Origin of the sequence: Lentzea indica (assembly GCF_012184385.1) — a bacterium.
In the GTDB taxonomy this organism is placed as follows: Bacteria; Actinomycetota; Actinomycetes; order Mycobacteriales; family Pseudonocardiaceae; genus Lentzea; species Lentzea indica.
The window spans coordinates 1-19,743 of sequence record NZ_VSRL01000164.1; the positions used below are offsets into that span (position 1 = coordinate 1).

The 19,743-nt window shown below is 68.3% G+C and carries 13 protein-coding genes and 2 pseudogenes; 3 read left to right on the plus strand and 12 right to left on the minus strand.

Features of this window, described 5'->3' with window-relative positions:
- Positions 1 to 612: ABC transporter ATP-binding protein (locus FXN61_RS33215; protein ID WP_376770781.1), on the minus strand; the 612-nt coding region annotated here is incomplete at its 3' end.
- Between the two features lie 90 nt (positions 613 to 702).
- A pseudogene (locus FXN61_RS55820) lies at positions 703 to 1,517 on the minus strand (AfsR/SARP family transcriptional regulator); the annotation flags it as partial.
- Between the two features lie 60 nt (positions 1,518 to 1,577).
- Here FXN61_RS55820 and FXN61_RS33225 point away from each other — a divergent pair.
- From FXN61_RS33225 to FXN61_RS33235, 3 genes are read left to right on the plus strand one after another with little or no spacing between them, the layout of a single operon-like run.
- Positions 1,578 to 2,510 carry an ABC transporter ATP-binding protein gene (locus tag FXN61_RS33225; RefSeq protein WP_167977922.1) on the plus strand — a complete coding sequence of 311 codons (933 nt, stop codon included), beginning with the start codon at positions 1,578 to 1,580 and terminating at the stop codon, positions 2,508 to 2,510.
- Positions 2,507 to 3,277 (plus strand): ABC transporter permease, encoded by a 771-nt coding sequence (locus tag FXN61_RS33230; RefSeq protein WP_167977923.1) that lies wholly within the window; start codon positions 2,507 to 2,509, stop codon positions 3,275 to 3,277. The genes FXN61_RS33225 and FXN61_RS33230 overlap by 4 nt, the downstream gene beginning before the upstream one ends.
- Positions 3,274 to 3,774, plus strand: a complete 501-nt coding sequence (locus FXN61_RS33235; protein WP_167977924.1) for a COG1361 family protein — start codon at positions 3,274 to 3,276, stop codon at positions 3,772 to 3,774. The genes FXN61_RS33230 and FXN61_RS33235 overlap by 4 nt, the downstream gene beginning before the upstream one ends.
- A gap of 58 nt (positions 3,775 to 3,832) precedes the next feature.
- Here the strand turns inward: FXN61_RS33235 and FXN61_RS33240 are convergent, their stop codons facing one another.
- The 10 genes and pseudogenes from FXN61_RS33240 to FXN61_RS33285 form a co-directional block, all read right to left on the minus strand.
- Positions 3,833 to 6,997, minus strand: coding sequence for an efflux RND transporter permease subunit (locus FXN61_RS33240; RefSeq protein WP_167977925.1), 3,165 nt, complete (start codon positions 6,995 to 6,997; stop codon positions 3,833 to 3,835).
- Between the two features lie 6 nt (positions 6,998 to 7,003).
- A complete protein-coding gene (locus FXN61_RS33245; RefSeq protein WP_167977926.1) occupies positions 7,004 to 7,444 on the minus strand; it encodes a hypothetical protein in 441 nt (146 codons plus the stop codon).
- On the minus strand, positions 7,437 to 10,574 hold the full coding sequence (locus FXN61_RS33250) for an efflux RND transporter permease subunit (protein ID WP_167977927.1): 3,138 nt from the start codon (positions 10,572 to 10,574) through the stop codon (positions 7,437 to 7,439). Before FXN61_RS33250 ends, FXN61_RS33245 begins: the two co-directional genes overlap by 8 nt.
- A 128-nt stretch (positions 10,575 to 10,702) precedes the next feature.
- Entirely contained in the window at positions 10,703 to 11,491 is a 789-nt protein-coding gene (locus FXN61_RS33255) for an alpha/beta fold hydrolase (RefSeq protein ID WP_223165694.1), read from the minus strand.
- A 25-nt stretch (positions 11,492 to 11,516) separates the two neighbouring features.
- Positions 11,517 to 12,731: a cytochrome P450 gene (locus FXN61_RS33260; protein WP_167977928.1), complete on the minus strand. Its 1,215-nt coding sequence runs from the start codon at positions 12,729 to 12,731 to the stop codon at positions 11,517 to 11,519.
- A 92-nt stretch (positions 12,732 to 12,823) separates the two neighbouring features.
- Positions 12,824 to 15,912, minus strand: a pseudogene (locus FXN61_RS33265) (AfsR/SARP family transcriptional regulator).
- Between the two features lie 64 nt (positions 15,913 to 15,976).
- Positions 15,977 to 16,801, minus strand: a complete 825-nt coding sequence (locus tag FXN61_RS33270; protein ID WP_167977929.1) for a DUF4097 family beta strand repeat-containing protein — start codon at positions 16,799 to 16,801, stop codon at positions 15,977 to 15,979.
- 146 nt (positions 16,802 to 16,947) lie between these two features.
- Complete coding sequence (locus FXN61_RS33275; protein WP_312878172.1) at positions 16,948 to 17,580, minus strand: potassium channel family protein; 633 nt, start codon at positions 17,578 to 17,580, stop codon at positions 16,948 to 16,950.
- A gap of 19 nt (positions 17,581 to 17,599) precedes the next feature.
- Positions 17,600 to 18,925, minus strand: coding sequence for a TrkH family potassium uptake protein (locus tag FXN61_RS33280; RefSeq protein ID WP_312878173.1), 1,326 nt, complete (start codon positions 18,923 to 18,925; stop codon positions 17,600 to 17,602).
- A 9-nt stretch (positions 18,926 to 18,934) separates the two neighbouring features.
- The coding region (locus tag FXN61_RS33285; RefSeq protein ID WP_281360759.1) for an ArsB/NhaD family transporter at positions 18,935 to 19,743 on the minus strand (809 nt) is incomplete at its 5' end.

Here is a 19,743-nt window from a genome sequence, read left to right on the forward strand (position 1 = left end):
GGCAATCGTTCGCACCAGCGTGAGGACGTCCCGCTGACCGGGTGGATCCAGGCCGGTCGTGGGCTCGTCGAGCAGCACGACGGCCGGGTTGTTCACCAAAGCCCGTGCGATGCCAAGGCGTTGCCGCATGCCACGGCTGTAGGTGGCGATGCGGTCCCCGCCGCTGTTGCCGAGCCCGACCTGGCCGAGCAACCGGGCAGCGCGTTCGCGTGCCTCCGTGCGGGTCAGGCCGAAGAGTCTTCCGTGGTAGGTCAGCAGCTCCAAACCCGTTTGATGGCTGGGATATCCGGCGTTCTCCGGCAGCACGCCGATGAGCTTGCGGATCTCGTTGTGCAGCGTGCCCGGCACGCCGCCGACGGAGATCTGGCCACGGGTCGGAGTGACCACAGTGGACAGCATGCGCAGGGTCGTGGTCTTGCCGGCGCCGTTCGGGCCGAGCAGGCCGAGCACCTCGCCTTTGCGTGCGGTGAAGCTGATGCCGTCCACGGCCCATGAGGTGCCGTAGCACTTCGACAGGTCGCGCACCTCCACGGCCACCTCGTCGGACAACGGGTCGGTGCGCGCGAAGGACCAGATCTCGTGTGGCAGCTGCGTTTTCGGGGGATGCCACACGAGTGGCGCGTCGAGTGCCGGGTCGGCGCACAGGATCGCGTGCTGCAGGTGGCTCAGCCGTGACTCGGGTTCGAGCGCCTGTTCGTCGGCGAGCCGGACGCGGGCCGCGCGGTAGGCGTCGAGTGCGTCGGTCACCCGGCCGCAGCGGTACAGCGCCAGCATCAGCAGCGCCTGAAACCGTTGCCGGTGCGGGTGTTGCGCCACGAGGTCGTCAGTTCGTCGACCACCGCGGCGTGCCTGCCGAGCCGCAGCTCGGCGTCCAGGCACTCCTCCAGCGCGGCCAGCCGCGACTCTTCGAGTCCCTGGCACAGCACGGCGGCGGCGTCCGGCGTGGTCACGTCTGCGAGCGGTGGACCGTGCCACATCGACAGCGCGTGCCGCAACAGCGACACCTTGACCAAGTCGTCGTTCTCCTGCCTGGCGCCCGTGACCACCGCGCGGAACCGGTGCACGTCGATGGACAGCGGGTTGACCTTCAGCATGTAGGCCGAGCCACGGGTGATGATGTTCGCGCCGTTCTGGCCGGAGGTCGCGTCGGCGATCGCCCGGCGCAGCCCCGACACCCGGACGTGGATCGCGTGCTGCGCGGTGCGCGGCGGCTGCGACGGCCACGTCAGGTCCACCAACCGCTCCACGGGCACGAGCTGGTTCGCGTGCAACGCCAGTATTGCGAATGCGAAACGTTGTTTGCGCGGGCCGAGATCAAGTTGCAGCTTCTGTTCCCAAGCCTCCACTGCGCCAAGCAGGCGAAAATCCACTGCGCCCCCTTCTTGCGTTCCTCCCCCCTTAGAGAATCGGTCGAGCAAGACACTTCGTGTTGCTCCATTGGTGTGAGTGACTGGCAGCGCGCGTGCCATCACTGCAGGTTGAAGCCCATTCGGCTCAACTATGAGTGGCGTTCTCATCGTTCTCTCATCTCCATCAGGTCTCCTTATGGCAATTGCTCCGAATGGAGAGGAGATGCCATGCCAGGCGTGACCCTCGAAGCTCGCGAGTTGTCCAAGTGGTTCGGTTCCCGGACGGCTGTCGACTCAGTGAGCTTCACCGTGCACGAGGGAGAGGTGATTGGTCTTCTCGGCCCCAACGGGGCGGGAAAGACCACGACCATCCGGATGCTCTCGACCGTCCTGGCACCGACCGGCGGCGACTTCGCCGTCGCGGGCGTGCCGTCGTCCCGGCCCGCGGACATCCGCGCGCGGATCGGCGTGCTGCCGGAGAGCGCGGGCTATCCCCCGCACCAGACGGGATTGGAATACCTGATGTACCACGGGAGGCTCTTCGGGTTGTCCCGTGACGAGGCCAGGCAGACCGCCGTGCGCCTGCTCGCTCAGGTGGGGCTGGCAGACCGCGCGCAGACCAGGATCGCCACCTACAGCCGCGGTATGCGGCAACGTCTCGGCATCGCGCGGGCCCTGGTGAACAACCCTTCCGTGATGTTCCTCGACGAGCCGACACTGGGCCTGGATCCCGCCGGACAGCGGGAGATTCTCACCCTGGTGCGGACGATCGCCGAGGCGCGCGGCACGACCGTGGTGCTGTCGACGCACACGCTGCCCGAGGTCGAGCAGGTGTGTTCCGCGGTGCTGATCATGAACGAGGGCAAGGTGGTGGTGTCCGGCAGCGTGGCGGAGGTGACGAGCACGGAAGCCGCGAGCCGCCAGTCCGGCCGCCTGCGTGTCCCGCCGGACCAGGTGGCGCGGGCGTCCGAGGTGCTGCAGCGCCTGCCTGGTGTGTCGGTCGAGGTGTCGAAGGACGTCGTGACGGTCACGTCGGCGGACGGCATGAACAACCTGGTGTCCGCCGTGCTCGACGCCGGGATCACCCTGCTGTCGTTCGAGGTCGACGGCGCGCGGCTGAGCGACGCCTTCCTGGCGATGACGCGCGGAGGCACGTCGTGAGCGCGCGGATCATCGCCGGGCAGGAGTGCCGCGACCTGTGGCTGAGCGGCCGCGGCCCGGTGCTGACGTTCGCCTACGCCCTGCTGCTGAGCGCGGTGACCTACCTGGCCGCCACCAACCAGATCCTGAACTTCCTGGAACAGCGGGAGTCGGTGAACCTCGTGCTGCAGATCGCCGTCGCGGTCGGGGTGTTGCTGACGCTGGTCGTCGCCGCGGACGCGATCAGCGGCGAACGCGAGCGGGGCACCCTCGAAAGCCTGCTGCTGACGCCGGTGTCCCGCGGCTCGATCGTGCTGGGCAAGCTGGTGGCCGCGATGTCGTTGTGGGGCATGGTCTTCGTGGTCGCGGTTCCGTACCTGTGGGTGCTGGGCAACGGCGTCGCGGTGGTGGGTGAGGCACTGCTGCTCGGCCTGGTCGTCGGGACCCTGCTGGCGCTGTCGATGGCCGCGGTCGGCCTGCTGATCAGTGCCAGGGCCTCGACCAACAAGGTGAGCCTCGCCGCGTCGTTGTTCCTGTTGCTCGCCTTGTTCGCGCCCACGCAGTTGCCCGCGATGCCGACGTCGTCGGTGGGTGACCTGCTGGTGCGGATCAACCCGGTGACGGCCGGGATGCACTACATCGGACTGGTCCTGCTCAAGGGACACACGTGGACCCAGGACCTGTCGTACCTGATCTCACCGGTTGTGGCCGTGGTGGCCACCGCCGTGGCGCTGATCGTGTTGGGGCCGCGCATCGTCCGGCTCACGGGAGGGGTTGGTTCGGGATGAGACTGCTGCTCGCCGCTCTGGTACTGGCGCTGTTCCCCGCCACGGCGTCGGCGACCGTCGAGGTGACGGTGTCGGAGTCCCGCATCACCGGCACCGTCGGTCAGTACCTGAACATCAGATCGACGGTCACCAACACCGGGCCGTCGCCGACAGGGAAGCTGATCGCGCACCTGAACGTGGCTTCGTTGAACGACGTGTACGTGGACCTGGAGGACTGGACGGCCGCGCCGACGCAGTCCCTGCCGCCGCTGGGTCCGGGGGAGCGCGCCGAGGTGTCGTGGGACGTCCAGGCCGTGAACGCCGGGGTGTTCAACGTGTACGCCGTCGTGCTGCCCGACGGTTCCGAGTCGTTGTCCGTCAGCCCGCCCATCCACGTCGAGGTGGCAGGACGGCGCACGCTCAGCGCCGGTGGCGCTCTGCCCATCGCACTGATCGTGCCGATTCTGCTGGGGATCGCGGTCTACGCGGTCCGCCGCCGCCTCCAGAACACCGCCTGAGCGCAATGAAGGGGCCTTCATCCACCTCGTGGACGAAGGCCCCTTCACGGCATTTCCGCTAGGCCGGCACGGGTGCGGGCTCGGGTTCGGGGTCCGCCTTGGAGCGTCGTGGCCCTGCGAACCGCAGGTACAGCGACGGCGTCACGAACAGGTTCAGCAGTGTCGACGTGAACAACCCGCCGATGATGACGATCGCCATCGGATGCTCGATCTCGTGACCCGGCAGGTCGCCCGCGATGGCCAGCGGTACCAGGGCGAGACCGGCGGCCAGTGAGGTCATGAGGATCGGCGCGAGACGCTCACGGGCACCGCGCAGCACGAGGTCCCGGCCGAACGGCTCACCTTCCTCCCGTTCCAGGTGCTGGAAATGATTGATCATCAGGATCCCGTTGCGGGCCGCGATGCCGAGCACCGTGAAGAACCCGACCAGCGACCCGAGCGACAGGAGACCACCGGTCATCCACGCCCCGAGCACGCCACCGACCAGTGCCATCGGCAACGTCAGCAGCACCAGCACGGCCAGCCGCCAGCTGCCGAACGCGGTCACCAGGATCAGCAGGATCGCGATCAACGCCCCGCCGGCGAAGAGCAGCAACCGGTTCTGCGCCGCGGTGGCCTCCTTGTACTCGCCCAGCAGCTCGGCGTGGAACCCGGCGGGCATGCTCACCTGAGCCAGCCGCCGCTCGACCTCGCCCGCCACGTCGCCGAGCGCGGCACCCTCGGCCACGTTGGCGCCCACGTCGATCCGGCGCGACCCGTTCTCCCGCAGGATCTGGTTCGGCGCGGACACGATCTTCACCGAGGCGAGGTCACCGATCGGCACCTTCCGGCCGTCCGGCGCGTCCATCAGCAACTGGCGCACCGACTCCACGCTGTACCGGGCCTTGGGCTGCGACCACACGTGCACCTCGGTGTTCTTGCCGTTGCGCCAGATGTCGCCGGCCTCCTCGGAGGAGATGAACGCCGACGCCGTCCGCCGCACCTCACCGGGCGAGATCCCGTACTGCGACGCCTTCTGCAGATCGACCTCCACGGCCACCTGAGGGATGTTCGTCTGCAGCGTCACGTGTTCCTCGATGATGCCGTCGATCCCGGCCATCAGCTCCTTCACCTCGTTGGCCTTCTGCCGGATGCCGTCGAGGTCGTCGCCGTAGATGCGGATCGTGATCGCGTCGCTGGACCCGGTCAGCACCTCCTTCGTCCGTTCCTTCAGGTACGTCTGCACGTCACGTTGCAGACCCGGATAACCGTCGACAACTTTCTGAACGGCGGCAACGGTTTTCGCGTAGTCGACGTCCTTGTCGATGCTGATCCAGTTCTCGGTGAAGTTCATGCCGACGACCTCGTCGGCGAGCGTGCCCTGGCCGATGTGCGCGCCGAAGTTGCGCACACCCGGAATCGCGCGCAGCTCCTTGCTGGCCTGCTGGGTGATGCGGACCATCTCCTCGCGGGAGGTGCCCGGCTGGGCGACCCAGTGCATCAGGAAGTCGCGTTCCTTGAACGCCGGGAACAGGTTCTGGCCGAGGAACGGCACGATCGCGATGCCCGCGACCATCACCACGGCCACGCTCGAGTACGCCACGCCGGGCCTCGGCACGATCCGCGCCAGCAACGCCGTGTAGCCGCGTTGCAGCCACCGCACCAACGGCGACTCGCGGTGTTCGATCGGCGCGTTGCGCAGCATGATCAGCGCCAGTGCGGGGATCACCGTCAACGCCACCAGCAGTGACGCCAGGATCGACAACCCGTACGCGAACGCCAGCGGGCGGAAGAACGCGCCCGTCAGTCCGGTGAGGAGGAACACCGGTGCCGTCGACGCCAGGATGATCAGCGTCGCGTGCACGATCGGGCCGCGGACCTCGATCGAGGCCTCCAGGATGATCGACGCGGTGGACCTGTCACTGCCCTCGCGTCGATGCTGGCGTATTCGGCGCACGATGTTCTCGATGTCGATGATCGCATCGTCCACCAGGACACCGAGCGCAATGACCAGGCCTGCCAGGATCATCACGTTGATCGTCGCCCCGGTGGCGTTCAGCACCAGCCCCGCGGCCACCAGGGACAACGGGATCGTGATCGCGCTGATCAACGCCACCCGCCACTCGAACAGGAAGAAGATCAGGATCAGCACGACCAGGCCGAAGCCGAGCAGCATCGCGCGGCCCAGGTTGTTCACCGACGTCTCGATGAACGTCGCCGGCCGGAAGATTTCGGTGTCGACCTGCAGGCCCACCATGCCCGGCTGGAAGTCCTTGATCACCTGCTCGACGCCGCGCGTGACCTCCAACGTGTTGGCCCATGGCAACTTCTCGATGATGACCATGATGCCGAGACCGTCGTTGATGACGGCGTCGCCGGTGAGCAGTGACGGCGGCATGACGTCGTCGCGGATCTCGGCGACGTCCTTCAGATAGACCTTCGGCCTGCCCGGCGCGGTGTTGATGGGGATCTCGGCCAGCTGCTGCCCGGACAGCTGCGGAAGCTGGTGCTGCACCGGGAACCGGTTGTTGGCCGTGTCGACGTACCCGCCGGTGCCGATCTCGAAGCCGCCCTTGAACTTCAGCTGCCCGACGTCGACCGCGTCGCCCGTGGACTCGAGCACCTGTTGCATGGTGACGTTGTGCTTGTTCATCAGGTCCGGGTCGACCAGCGCCTGCTTCACGTGCCACCGGTCGCCCCAGATCGCCGCGTTCGCCACGCCTGGCACGCGCATCAGCCGTGGCCGCAGCGTCCAGTAGGTCAGCAGCGCCATGTCGATGTGGGCCTGGTCGGACTTGTCCGCCTGCGATATGCCAATCTTCATGGCGCGGCTGGTCGACGACAACGGCTGGATCATGAACGGCGGGTTCGCCCACCGCGGCAACCGTGGTGTGATCGCGTTGACGCGTTCCTGGATCAGCAGCCTCGCCTTCATCAGGTCGGTGCCCTGCTCGAAGATCATCACGATCGACGACAGCTGGGACACGGACTTCGACCGCATCGCGGTCAGTCCCTCGATGCCGTTGAGCCCCTGTTCCATCGGCACCGAAACGAGCTCTTCGACGTCCTTTGCGGACAGTCCGATGCAGATGGTCTGGATTTCCACGCGCGGCGGCGCGAACTCGGGGAACGCGTCGATGGACATGTCCTTGATCTGCAGGATGCCGAAGAACATCATCATCGACGCACCGACGACCACGAGGAACTTGAGTTTCAGGCTCGTACCGATGATCCAGCGCATCATGGTTGGCTACTTCCCGACGCCGAGTTCGGCTCCGTACAGCTCGATGAGGCCTGTCTTGACGATCGTGGTGCCCGCCGCGGGACCGGCGGACAGGAACGCGTCGGTGCCCGCGTTGCCGCCGACGTTCGCGATGGTGACCTGCTCGCGTGCGTACTGGCGCGGCCCGGTGACGGCGTAGACCCAGGTGTTGCCGTCCGGTGTGTAGAGGACTGCCTGGTACGGCACGACCGTCCCGGTGTCGGCCGTGGCGACCGTGGTCGTCTCCACGCCGACGCGCTTCACCGCCTGTTCGGTCAGCGTCACGCTCTTCACGCTCTTGCCCTGGATCGACTCCACCTTGGCCGGCTTCTCCTGCGGGACGTCGCTGGCCGCGGGGGTCGCGGTGCATCCAGCCGCTCCCAGGCCGAGGACGATCAGGGCCGCCGCGGCCCATCGTTGGCTAGACATGTGTCTTCTCCATCTCGGCTGTCTTCTCCTTCGCGGCGAACTGGGGGTGGAGACCGGGCATGATGAACAGGTTCACCAGCGCGGTGGTGATCAGGCCGCCCACCACCACCAGCGCGAGCGGTGCGAGGATCTCGAGTCCGGTCACGGCGCCGTAGATCACGAACGGCACGAGCACGAGGGCGGTCGCCAGCAGGCCCGTCACGGCCGGGGTGAACCGTTCGCGCATGCCCTGTACGACCAGGTCGGGACTGGTTGCTTCGAGTCGTTGCAGGTGCGCGATCTGCAGCAGGCTGGTGCGCACGGCCACGGCCAGCACGGCGAGCAGGCCCAGCAACGCGGCCACGGACATCGAGTTGCGGTCCAGCACGGCGGCCAGCACACCGCCCGACAGCGATACCGGCAGCAGCACGAACGCGAGCGTCGCCAACCGCCAGCTGCGCAGGCCTGCCTGGAGCAGGAAGTAGATCAGGATCGCCGCGCCCACGATGTAGGTCCAGACGCGGAAGTCCGTCGCCGACCTGGCCTGGCTCTCGCCGAGCACCTCGAGGTGGTGTTCACGCGGGAAGCTCAGGCCCTTGACGCGTTCGGACACGGCGGCCGTGACGTCGTCCAGCGACCGGCCGCGGACGTTGGCGACGACGTCCATGCTGCGCGACACCTGGTCGTGCGTGATCATCGCCGGCTTCGGCGAGACCCGGACGTCCGCGACGTCGCTCAGCTTCACCTGGGTGGGACCGCCGTCCTGCCCGCCGGTCGGCGCGTCGATCATCAGGTTCTTGACGGCGTGGGGGTTCTGGCGCAGCTCCGGCTTGCCCCAGACCACGACCTCGAAGATCTTCTGGTCGTCGAACAGGTTGCCGGCCACCGTCGCCGCGACCAGCGTCGCGGACTGCCTGCGGACGTCGCCGGGCTTGAGGCCGTACTTCGCCGCGCGCTCCACGGAGACCTCGATCTCCATGGTCGGCTGGACCTCGGTGGAGTTGATCCGCGGGTCGGCGACGCCCTCGACACCCTTGATGATGCCGAGCACCTCGTTCGCCTTCTCGGTCAGCACGCCGTAGTCCTGGCCGTAGACGCGCACGACGAGGTCGGCGGACGTGCCGCGGCTGAGGACGTCGCGGACCTGGCGGTCGGAGTAGGTGAGCACGTCACTGCGGATGCCGGGGTAGCCCGCCACGATCCCGCGCACCGCGTTCAAGGTGCTTTCGTAGTGGGCCTCGGGGCGCATGCTGACCCAGACCTCACCGGAGTTGATGTTGGCGATCTGGTCGGACGCCAGCGCACGGCCGGTGTGCGCGCCTGCGTTGCGGACGCCGCCGGTAGCGCGCAGCTCGGCGGTGAGCGCCGAGGTGATCCGGTTCATCTCCTGGCGCGACGCGCCCGGCGCGGCCTCCCACTTGATCAGCACGTCGCGTTCCTGCAGCGTCGGCGACAGCGGTGGCGAGACGAGCAGCGGCAGCATGGCCGCGGTCGCGATCACCAGCACCAAACCGAGCGCGTACCCCGCAGGGCGGAAGCGCACGAAGGTGGACAACAGCCTGGCGTAACCGCTTTCCAGCCGTGCCGCGAGCGGGGACGGCTTGTGCGCCAACGACTCCTTCGACAGCAGGATCGTGGCCAGCACGGGAGCGACGATCAGAGCGCAGAGCAGCGACACCGCCGTCGCGACCAGGAACGCGACCGCCACCGGCGTGAGGAACGCGCCCCTGACGCCGTCGAGCACGAGCAGCGGCACGACCGACACCGCGGTGATGACCGCCGCGACGAACAACGGCCCGCGCACCTCGATGATCGCCGCACCGATCAGGTCGACGGTGGAAGTCCCTGTTGACGTCTCTGGGCGCTCCCTCAGGCGTTGACGCACGTTCTCCACGCCGACCACGGCGTCGTCGATCACCACGGCGAGCGCCATCACCAGGCCTGCCAGGGTCATCATGTTCAGCGGTATCCCGAACCAGGACAACACGAGCACCGTCGTCGCGACCGAAGCCGCCACGGTGACCAGGCTGACGAGCGCGCTGCGCCAGTGGAACAGGAACGCGCCGAGCACGAGCAGCAGCAGGAGGCCGCTGATCAGCAGGGTCGTGGCCAGGTTGTCCTTCATCCTGTCGATGAACGACGCCGGCCGGTAGATCGTCGTGTCCATCTGCACGCCGGGCAGGCCGGGACGCAGCTCGTTCAGCGCGGCCTCGACGTTCTTGGTGACCTCGGAGACGCTGCTGCCGGGGAACCGTTCGACGACGAGCATCAGGTTCGGCTGGTCGTTGACGACCGCGTCGCCGATGAGGATCTGGTGGTCCTCGGTGATCGTGGCGACGTCGGCGAGCTTCAGACCGCGGTCCTCAGCACCCTGGATCGTCACCTTGCCGAGCTCGGTGGCCGTCTTGATCGGCTGGTTGTGCTGGATCTCGATGCGCTGGTTCTTCGTGTCCACGAAGCCACCCAGACCAGGCGTGGACGCCTCGACGAACGTCAGCGGCGACACCCACAACGCGTTGGCCGAGGTGCGCAGCACCTGGTCCAGCGTCACGGCGTTCTTCGCGAGCTGCGACGGATCGACCTGCACCTGCAGCTGCCGGTCGCGGAAGCCCCAGACGGCGACGTTCGCCACGCCGGGCACGCTGAGCAGTCGCGGCACGACCGTCCAGCGGGACAGCAGCGACATGTCGATCAGCGACTTGTCCTTGGACGACAGCCCGACCATCATCAGCCGCCCGGTGGACGACAGCGGCTGCACCACCAGCGGCGGCTTGGACGACGCCTGCGGCAGCGCGGTCGACATGGTGAGGCGTTCCTGCACGACCTGCCGTGCGCGGATGGGATCCGTGCCCGGCTCGAACGTCATCTCCATCGACGTGAGACCGGGAACGGTGCGCGACTCCAGCTTCGCGAGCCACGGGATCCCGTTGAAGAACTCGTTCTCGATGGGGTTCGTGATGAGGTTCTCGACCTCCTCGGCGGAGAGCCCGAGCGCCTCCACCTGAACGTCCACCCGCACCGGCCCGAACTCCGGCAGCGCCTCGAAGTTGCTGTTGCGCAGCTGCACGAAGCCGAGCGCGATGAGGGCGACCGCGACCGCCAGGACGAGACGGCGGTACCTCTGGCTCGACCCGACGATCCAACGCATCATGGCCGGGGACCTCTCACTCCGATGACCTTGCGGGCATGGAGCGACGATGAACTTCCCTGGTCACAGGCCGCTCATAGCGGCCTCACAGTCCTCTCACACCGTGCTCGGCGGTGCCGGGTACCTGCCGCTCAGCCAGCTGTGTGGCCTTGGGTGACGGCCAGTTCACGGACGGCCCGCGCGACGGCCGGGGAGTCGTTGCGCAGGATCTTGCTGTGGTTGCTCGCGACCTTCGCGCTCAGCTTGATGTTCGGGTTGGCGGCCAGCACCTCGTCGAGCACCTTCCTGCCCTCCTCCATCTCCCCCGCCTCGCTGCCGAGGCTGTCGCCCGTGGCGAGGACGAACCGCACCGGGCGGGTCAGGCGGCCCAGGACGGGCACGCTGGCGGCGGCGATCTCGTTGAGCTCGATGTTGATGTCGGCGTGCTGGTCGGCGCTCATGCGGGCGCCCAGGCCGAGCCGCGCGGCGATCGGCAGTAGCAACCGGTAGCTGCGGAACGTCTTCCGGATCCGCTCGCGGCCGGCCTCGCCGGTCAGGCCGAGCGGGAAGGCGTCGACGATCACCGCCCCCGCGACGCGGTCCGGGTGCCGGTCGGTCCAGTGCCAGGCGAGGATGCCTCCGAAGGACCAGCCGACCAGCAGTGGCGGTTGCTCGACGCCCCTCGCCTTGAGGACGGCGTCCAGGTCTCGCAGAGCCCCGTCGAACGAGTAGTCGTTGGAGCGTTTGGACTTGCCGCGGGCGCGTTCGTCGTAGGTGATGTGGCGGTAGTCGGTGCCGAGTTCGGCGATGACGCGCTTCCAGTGCTTCTGGTCGGCGTAGGCGCCGTTGAGGTAGACGACGGGGCGGCCGGGGCCGCCGGCGTCACGCACGTACAGCTCGGTGTCGTCGACGGGCAGCATGCCGGCCCAAGGCGAGTTCATCGGTTTCTCCTAAGTGGACGGTGAATCAGGCCCAGGTGACCGGGAGTTCGTGGACGCCGTAGATGTGCATGTTGGTCCGCAGCTTCACTTCACCGGCCGGGATGGCGAGCTGGAGGGTCGGGAAGCGGCGCAGCAGTCCCTCGAACCCGGCGCGCATCTCGATGCGGGCCAGCTGCTGGCCGAGGCACTGATGGATGCCGTGCCCGAAGGCCACCTGTCCACGGACCTTGCGGTGCACGTCCAACACGTCGGGGTTCTCGAACCGTTGCGGGTCGCGGTTGGCGGCCAGCAGCGAGACGACGACGGTCGAGCCGGCGGGGATCGTCTCGCCGCCGAGCTCGAGGTCCTCCGTGGCGTAGCGGAAGAAGATGTCGGCCACGGACAGGTAGCGCATCAGCTCCTCGACGGCGTCGGGCAGCAGGTCCGGGTTGTCGCGCAGCTCGGCGAGCTGTGCGGGGTGCTCCAGCAAGGCGAACGTGCCCAGCGCCAGCATGTTCGCGGTGGTCTCGTGGCCTGCGAGCAGCAGCAGGAACGCCATACCGGACAGTTCCTCGATGGTGAGGTCCTCGTCGCGGGCCAGGTCGGAGAGGATGTCCTCGCCGGGGTTGGCGCGCTTGCTCGTGACCAGTTCGGCGAGGTAGCCGAACATGGCACCGATCGCGGCCATCTTGTCCTCGAGCGTGACGTCCCTTTCCATGAACTTCGAGGAGTTCGACTGGAAGGTCTCCCGGTCCGCGTAGGGGACGCCGAGCAGTTCGCAGATCACCAGCGACGGCACCGGAAGCGCGAACTCCTTCACCAGGTCGACCGGCGGGGTGAGCTTCGCCAGTTCGTCCAGCTGCTGCTCGGTGATCGCGATGATGCCCTCTTCGAGCTGCTTCATCCGCTTGACGGTGAACGCGCCGGTGAGCTTGCGCCGCAACCGGGTGTGGTCCGGCGGGTCCATGCTGATGAACAGCCCTGGCGTCTGCGGGGACGGTTCGGCGGCGGCGGGCATGCCGGGGGTCTCGTACGGCACGTGGATCACGCCGATGTCCTGGCGGTTGCTGAACCTGGTGTCCGCCATGACCTGGCGCACCGCGTCGTAGCCGGTGATCAGCCAGCCCACGTGGCCGTCAGGGAAGACCATCGGGCTGACTGGACGGGTCTCGCGCAGCCGGGTGATCTGGCTGGGCGGGTCGAACGGTCCCGCGTCGCGGTCCATCGGCAGGCCCTGCGGGACGGAGGCCGTCTGACTCATCGGATTTCCCCTCGTGGTGGTGTGGTGCCACCACGATCACCGAGAGGCCAGACACGGGACTGTCATGGCGCTGACACGGCCGGAGAGCGGTGTCAGGAAGCCAACGTCACCGCGACCAGCTCGTCCCGGTTCGTCTCCGCACCCTCCCGGGCCGCCTCGTCGAACGCCGCGTCACCGAGGCGGCTTCGTGTCGCCTGCTCGATCCGGGACACGTCCGGGTTGGACCGGTCCGTCAGGCCGAGCACGCTCGCGCTCGCCGCCAGCAGCCGTGCGGCCTGCTCGTGCTGTTCGTGACGCAGTGCCAGGTCCGCGACGCCAACGACCATCTGGGCGATCACGGGTGCGTACCCCGTCTCGGCCGCTGCCTGACAGGCCGCAGCTCGGTGCTCGCGCGCCTGCCCGAGATCGTCGGCGAAGTAGGCGTGCAGGTCATGGGTCGTCGCGCGGATGTGCGGTTGCAGCGCTTCGTCGCCGAGCAACTTCACCGCGATACCGAGTTGGTCGAACGCGTCCTCTGCGTTGCCGTTCCACCGGGCGAGCTCGGCCTTCGCCAGCGCGAGGGCGGCCAGCGTGCCCGGCCAGGTGATCCCCTCGGCACGGCGTTCCGCCTCGGCCACGGCAGCCGCGCTGGCGTCCTTCTCCCCCATGAGCCAGTACAGCCGGGCCTGGCGTACCCGAAACTGCACGACGTCGTCGACAGCGTCGAGTTCGGTGACGACCGCGATCGCTTGGTCGAAGTGCTCGCACGCCTCGGTGAACTCGCCGCGCAGGGCGAGGCGATCCGCCAGCTCGGTCTGCGCGAAGGAGGTCCCGAACCGCTCACCGAGCACCCGGAACTCGACCAGCGACTCCTCGAAGCAGGCGTCGGCGTCCTCGCCCTGGCCGAGCATGATCCGCATCTTGCCGATGTGCAGCCGGGACAGCGCACGCACCCACGGATCCTCGTCGTCGAGCAGCAACTCCCACACGGGCAGCACGGCGTCCGGCTCGCGCAGCAACCGTTCCAGCGGGACGACCAGCCTCAGCGCAGGGTGGTAGTGGCGGCTGCGTTGACCGAACTCGTAGGCCTTGTGGACCCACTCCGCGGCTTCGGACGCGTCGCCAGGCCCGGTGGTGACGAACATCGAGGTGAGGGCGTACACCACCGCCCGGATCTCGTCGGGCACCTCGCCGGGGGTGTTGATAGCGGCGGTGATCAGTTCCATGCCCTCGGCCTTGCGGCCGATGAGCCACCAGTACCAGCCCGCGGCCGCGGCGAGTCGCATCGCCGCGTGCGCCTCACCGGCGGCGAGCGCTCCCCGCATCGCCGCGCCGATGTTGTCGTGATCTGCCTTGAGCGTGGCGAGCCATTCCAGTTGCTCGGTGCGGCGAAGATGCGGATCCGCCGTCTCGGCGAGCTCGGTGAACCAGGCGAGATGCGCCTGCCGCGCCAGGTCCGACTCCCCCGCCTCCGCGAGTCGCTGGGCGCCGTACTCCTTGATCGTGCCGAGCATCCGGTAGCGCGGTGTGCCATCGCCGGCCGCGACCAGCAGTGACTTCTCGGTCAACGCGGTGAGCAGCTCGATGACGTCGTACTCGTCAACAAGGTCACCCGCGCAGACACGCTCGGCCGCCTCCAGGCTCGCCCCGCCGGCGAACACCGACAGCCTGCGCAGCACCACCCGTTCGGCGTCGTCCAGCAGCTCCCAGCTCCAGTCGACCATCGCGCGCAACGTCCGGTGCCGGGGCAACGCGGTACGGCTCCCACCGGTCAGCAACCGGAACCTGTCGTCCAGCCGGTCGGCCAGCTGGTCGATGGACATGGTGCGCAACCTGGCCGCGGCCAGCTCGATCGCGAGCGGCATCCCGTCCAGCGCCTTGCACACACGCTCCAACGTCCGGGCGTCGACGGTGAGGTCCTTGCGCACCGCGACCGCGCGGTCGATCAGCAGCTGGACGGCCTCCGGCAGGGCAAGCGGTTCGACGGGCCACAGCGCTTCGCCGGTGATACCGAGAGGTTCCCTGCTCGTCGCGAGGATCCGTAGCCGTGGGCACTCGCCGAGCAGCCGATGGGCGAGCGTGGCCGCGGACTCGATCACGTGCTCGCAGTTGTCCAGGACCAGCAGCGTTTCCCGGTCGCGGATCGCGGCGACCAGCCGGTCCGCCGGTTCCAGGTTCGACGCCTCACCGAGCAGTGCGTCCCGCAGGCCGAGCCCGGACAACGTCGCCTGAGCCACGTCTCCATCTGTGCCGATGGCCGCGAGTTCCACCAGCCACGCCCCGTCCGGCAGGTCACCGAGCAGTGTGCGGGCGGTTTCCGTTGCCAGCCTTGTCTTTCCCGAGCCGCCGGGGCCGGTCAGGGTGGTCAGCCGGTGGTCGGCGACGAGCTCGCGAACCGCGGCGACGTCGGTGTCCTTGCCGACGTAGCTGGTCAGCTCGGCACGCAGGTTGGTCTTGCGGTTCTCCTTCTGCTGCCCCACTTCGCCGCGCAGCAGTGCGACGTGCAACGCGGACAGTTCCGGTGAAGGGTCGACGCCCAGCTCGTCGGCGAGCGCTTCTCTCGTGCGCTGAAATGCCTGCAGCGCCTCGCTGTTACGGCCCGCGGCGACCAGTGCGCGCATCAACGCGGCGACGAGCTTTTCGCGCACCGGATGCGCGGCCACCAGGTCGGTCAGTTCCGTGACCAGGTCCGCGCCGTGACCGAGGCTGATCTCGGTGTCGAACCTGTCTTCCATCGTTGTCAGGCGCAATCCGTCGAGCCGGGTGGCCGCCGCGTCGAACGCCTCGCTGTCCTGCAGGCCGATGTCCTGCATGGCGGGACCACACCACAATTCCAGAGCGTTGCGCAGCCGCTGCACCCGCAGCGGACCCTGGTCGTTGCGCGCCTGGGCACCGAGCCTTCGAACCGCACCGCGTCGACGGCGTCCGGGTCCACCGCCAGGCGGTAGCCGTCCGTCAACCCCTCGACCACCACGAGCGGAAGCGCCTTGCGCAACCGGGAAACCAAGCGCTGCAAGGCGTTCACCGCATCGGCAGGCGGATTCTCACCCCAGATCCAGTCGACGAGCGCCGACTTCGGGACCACCTGGCCCGCATTGAGCGCGAGGGCGGCCAACAGCCCACGCAGCCGTGCGCCCGGCACGTCGGCGACGGTGCCGTCGTCCGCGCGAACCTCGAACGGCCCAAGGATCCTGATCTGCACCCGGTCGATCCTGCCATCCGGGAGACCGGAGTGACGCCGCACCGGCGCCACTCCGGTCGTGGTTTCAGACCGCGGGGTGCAAGACGATGTCGTCGAGCCGCGTGCGGGCGTAGACCTTGAGCGAGTTGTCCGCGTTGTCGTGTGCGGTGAGAGAACTCCGCACCAGCCCCTTCGTGCTCTTCGCGTCCACCTCGGCGGAGGTGCCCTCGCTGACACCGATCTCGATGCCACCGGAGGCGTTCATCAGCTCCACCTGGCCGCGCGTGACCTGCCCGATCCGGATCGGGCAGTCGGCCGCCTTGGCGATGACGCTGCCGTCGGCCCGGCCGATGTCGAAGCTGCCGCTCGAACCGCCCAGGTCGACGTCGGAACAGGCGTGGCCGATCCAGACCTTTCCGCTCGTGCCCTGGTACCTGACGACACCCTCGACCTCACCGATCCGCACCCCGGCCGAACTGCCCTCGATGAGAGCGTCCCCGGCGACGTGCCCGACCGCGAGCCCACCCGTCCCGAGGTTGCCCCGCAGTCCGGCCACGCGGTCGAGCTGGACCTGCCCCGACCCGATGTTGACCTCGCAGTCGCCGAGGACGCCGTCCGCCTGCACCTCCGTCCACGCCGTGTTCAGGATCAACCCGGATCCGGCCGGCAGCTCGATCGTGATGGCGACAGAGCCGTTCTGGTCACCCGACTTGGTCGTCTTGACGGCCAGCACGCCGTCGGCGAAGTCGACCTTGGTCTTCTCGGCGACCTTCACGTCCTTCGAGTTCGCGCTGTTGACGGGCTCGACGCGCACTACCGTGTCCGTCCGCCCCGTCGCGGTGATCCGCACACGGGCGCCCGCGGTGGTCACGGTGGCGGTGATCGGGTTCGGCGTGGTGAACGTGGACATGTCGTGTCTCCTTGGTTGTCGGCCTTTGTGGTTGTTGCAACCACATTCGCCGACGGGCCGGACACACGACTGTCACGGCCCTGACACCGTCAACTGCGCCTGTGTCAGGGCCGGTGTCAGGCCGTGGAGGATGGTGTTCGGTCAGATCACGTCAGGTCCGCCAGCCGTTCGACCTCCGCGGTCTTCCCGGCGACGATCAGCACGTCGCCGCGATTGACCACCGTGTCAGCCGTGGCGTAGGTGAAGCCCTCGCCGGCGCGTTTGACGCCCACGACGGTGACGCCGTACTTCGAGCGCAGCTTGCTCTGACCGAGCGGCTGCCCGATCGCCTCCTCCGGCGGCCGGGCCTTGATCATCGCGTAGTCGTCCTCGAACTCGATGAAGTCGAGCATGCGGCCGGTGACGAGGTGGGCGACGCGCTCGCCCATCTCGTGTTCGGGCAGCACGACGCGGTGGGCGCCGATGCGTTCGAGGATGCGGCGGTGTTCGTGGCTGATCGCCTTGGCCCAGATCGTCGGGATGCCGAAGTCCACCAGGACCGCCGTGGTCAGGATGCTGGCCTCGAGGTCGGTGCCGATGCCGACCACGGCGCGCTGGAACTCGTCGACGCCCAGCTGCCGCATGACCTCGGCGTCGGTGCTGTCGGCGACGGCGGCGTGGGTGAGGTGGTCGGCGTGCCGCTGGACGAGTTTCGGGTCCGAGTCGATCGCCATGACCTCGGTGCCGTGGGCGACGAGTTCGAGGGCGAGCGAGCTGCCGAAGCGGCCCAGTCCGATCACGACGACGCGGGATGCATGCCTATCCGACAATGGGTCGCTCCTCGGGTAGTTCGTAGCGTCGCCTGCGTTCACGCAACGCGAGCGCCGACACCAGGGTGATCGGGCCGACGCGGCCGATGAACATCAGCACGATGATGACCAGCTGGCCCGTCATCGGCAGCTTGGGCGTGATGCCGGTCGACATCCCGACCCCGCCGAACGCCGACGTGGTCTCGAACAGCACGTCGTCGAGCCGGAACGGAGTGGTCGCGAGCAGGATCAGCGTCGCGGCCATCACCACGCCGACACCGAGCAACGCGACCGTCACGGCCTGGCGCTGCACCTCCGCACCCAGCCGCCGGCCCATGGCGTGCACGCTGGGCTCGGCGCGAACCTCGGCCATCAGCACGAACGCCAGCAACGCGAACGTGGTGACCCTGATGCCGCCGGTCGTGCCCGCGCTGCCACCGCCGATGAACATCAGCACGTCGTTGACCAGCAGCGTCGCCGGTTGCAGCTGAGCGATGTCGACGGTGTTGAACCCGGAGGTACCCGGCATGACACCGTGGAACAGCCCGATCAGCAGTTTGTCGCCGACGCCGTACGGGCCGAGGGTGCCCGCCCTGCCCCATTCGACGACGAGCACGACCAGGGCTCCGAACGCCATCAGCCCCAGATACACGGGCACGGTGATCTTGGTGTGCAGAGACCAGCGCCTGCGGTTGCGGCGCAGGAACTCGAACAGCACCGGAAAACCCAGCCCGCCGGTCACCGCCACCGCCGCGATCGGCAGGCACACCCACGGATCCGTCGCGTACCGCATCAGGCTGTCCGGGTAGAGCGCCAGGCCAACGCTGTTGAACGCCGACATGGAGTGGAACACGCCCGAGTACAGCGCCCGCCCGAACGACTCGCCGTACCCGAGCCAGAACCGCAGAAACAGCGCGACGGCGCCGACCGCCTCCACCACCAGGCTGATCAGCACGACGCCCAGGACGACCCGGCGGACCTGTCCGAGGTTCAGCGTGTTGGTCTCGGTCTTGACCGTGAGCTGCAGGTGCAGGCCGAGCCGGTGCGAGATCAGCAACGCCAGCACCGACGCGAGCGTCATGATGCCCAAGCCGCCGATCTGGAACAGCAGCAGCATGACGACCTCGCCGAACACCGACCAGTGCGACGCGAAGTCGACCACCGCCAATCCCGTGCCGGAGATGCCGGAGACCGCGGCGAACAGCGCGGTCATCAGGCCGGTCGCCTGGCCGGACTCCGCGGCCACAGGCAGCATCAGCAGCGCGGTCCCCGCGGCGGTGGCCGCCAGGAACGCGAGGACGACGAGGCGGGCCGGGTGCCGCCAGCCAGTGATCACCGGCAGAGCCTAAGCGAGCACGAAGTAGCGCAGCCACAGATACGGCGCCGCGAGCACCACGGACAAGGCGGCGACGACGAGCCCGTAGCGGGTGAACCGCCAGAAGCTGATCGGCGTGCCGTTGCGCGCCGCCAGACCCAGCACCACGACGTTCGCGCTCGCGCCCACCGCCGTGGCGTTGCCGCCCAGGTCCGCGCCGAGTGCGAGCGACCACCACAGCGACTCGGCCTGCGGGGTGCCGCCCAGGTCCGTGACCAGGTCGCCCACGATCGGTGACATCGTGGCCACGTACGGGATGTTGTCCACGATGGCGGACAGGATCGCGGAACCGAACAGCAACGCCATGACGGCCAGCAGCGGCTCGCCGCCGACCGCGTCGGCGAGGTTCTCCGACACCTGCCCGATCACTCCGGTCTTCACCAGGGCGCCCACCATGACGAACAGCCCCATGAAGAAGACGAGGGTCTCCCACTCCACGTCGGCGATCGCGTCCTCGGTGGTGATCTTCGAGATCAGCACCAGCAGGCCGGCGCCCAGCAACGCGATCACCGACGGTTCCAGGTGCAGGGCGGTGTGCGAGACGAACCCGGCCAGCACCAGCGCGAGCACGAGCAGGCTCTGCCACAACAACTTCCGATCCCTGATGGCCTCCCGTTCGGACAGTGCCATCACCTCGGCCACCCGGTCCGGGTCGTAGTGGAAGGCGTCGCGGAACAACCACCGGCACACGACCACGAACACGATCATCAGCACGACGATGAACGGCGCCAGGTGGATCAGGAAGTCGTTGAACGACAGACCGGACCGGCTCGCGATGA

Coding starts and splice junctions, on each gene's coding strand:
- FXN61_RS33235 (WP_167977924.1), top strand. CDS start 3,274: ATGAGACTGCTGCTCGCCGCTCTGGTACTGGCGCTGTTCCCCGCCACG.
- FXN61_RS33240 (WP_167977925.1), bottom strand. CDS start 6,997: ATGATGCGCTGGATCATCGGTACGAGCCTGAAACTCAAGTTCCTCGTG.
- FXN61_RS33245 (WP_167977926.1), bottom strand. CDS start 7,444: ATGTCTAGCCAACGATGGGCCGCGGCGGCCCTGATCGTCCTCGGCCTG.
- FXN61_RS33255 (WP_223165694.1), bottom strand. CDS start 11,491: ATGAACTCGCCTTGGGCCGGCATGCTGCCCGTCGACGACACCGAGCTG.
- FXN61_RS33260 (WP_167977928.1), bottom strand. CDS start 12,731: ATGAGTCAGACGGCCTCCGTCCCGCAGGGCCTGCCGATGGACCGCGAC.
- FXN61_RS33270 (WP_167977929.1), bottom strand. CDS start 16,801: ATGTCCACGTTCACCACGCCGAACCCGATCACCGCCACCGTGACCACC.
- FXN61_RS33225 (WP_167977922.1), top strand. CDS start 1,578: ATGCCAGGCGTGACCCTCGAAGCTCGCGAGTTGTCCAAGTGGTTCGGT.
- FXN61_RS33250 (WP_167977927.1), bottom strand. CDS start 10,574: ATGATGCGTTGGATCGTCGGGTCGAGCCAGAGGTACCGCCGTCTCGTC.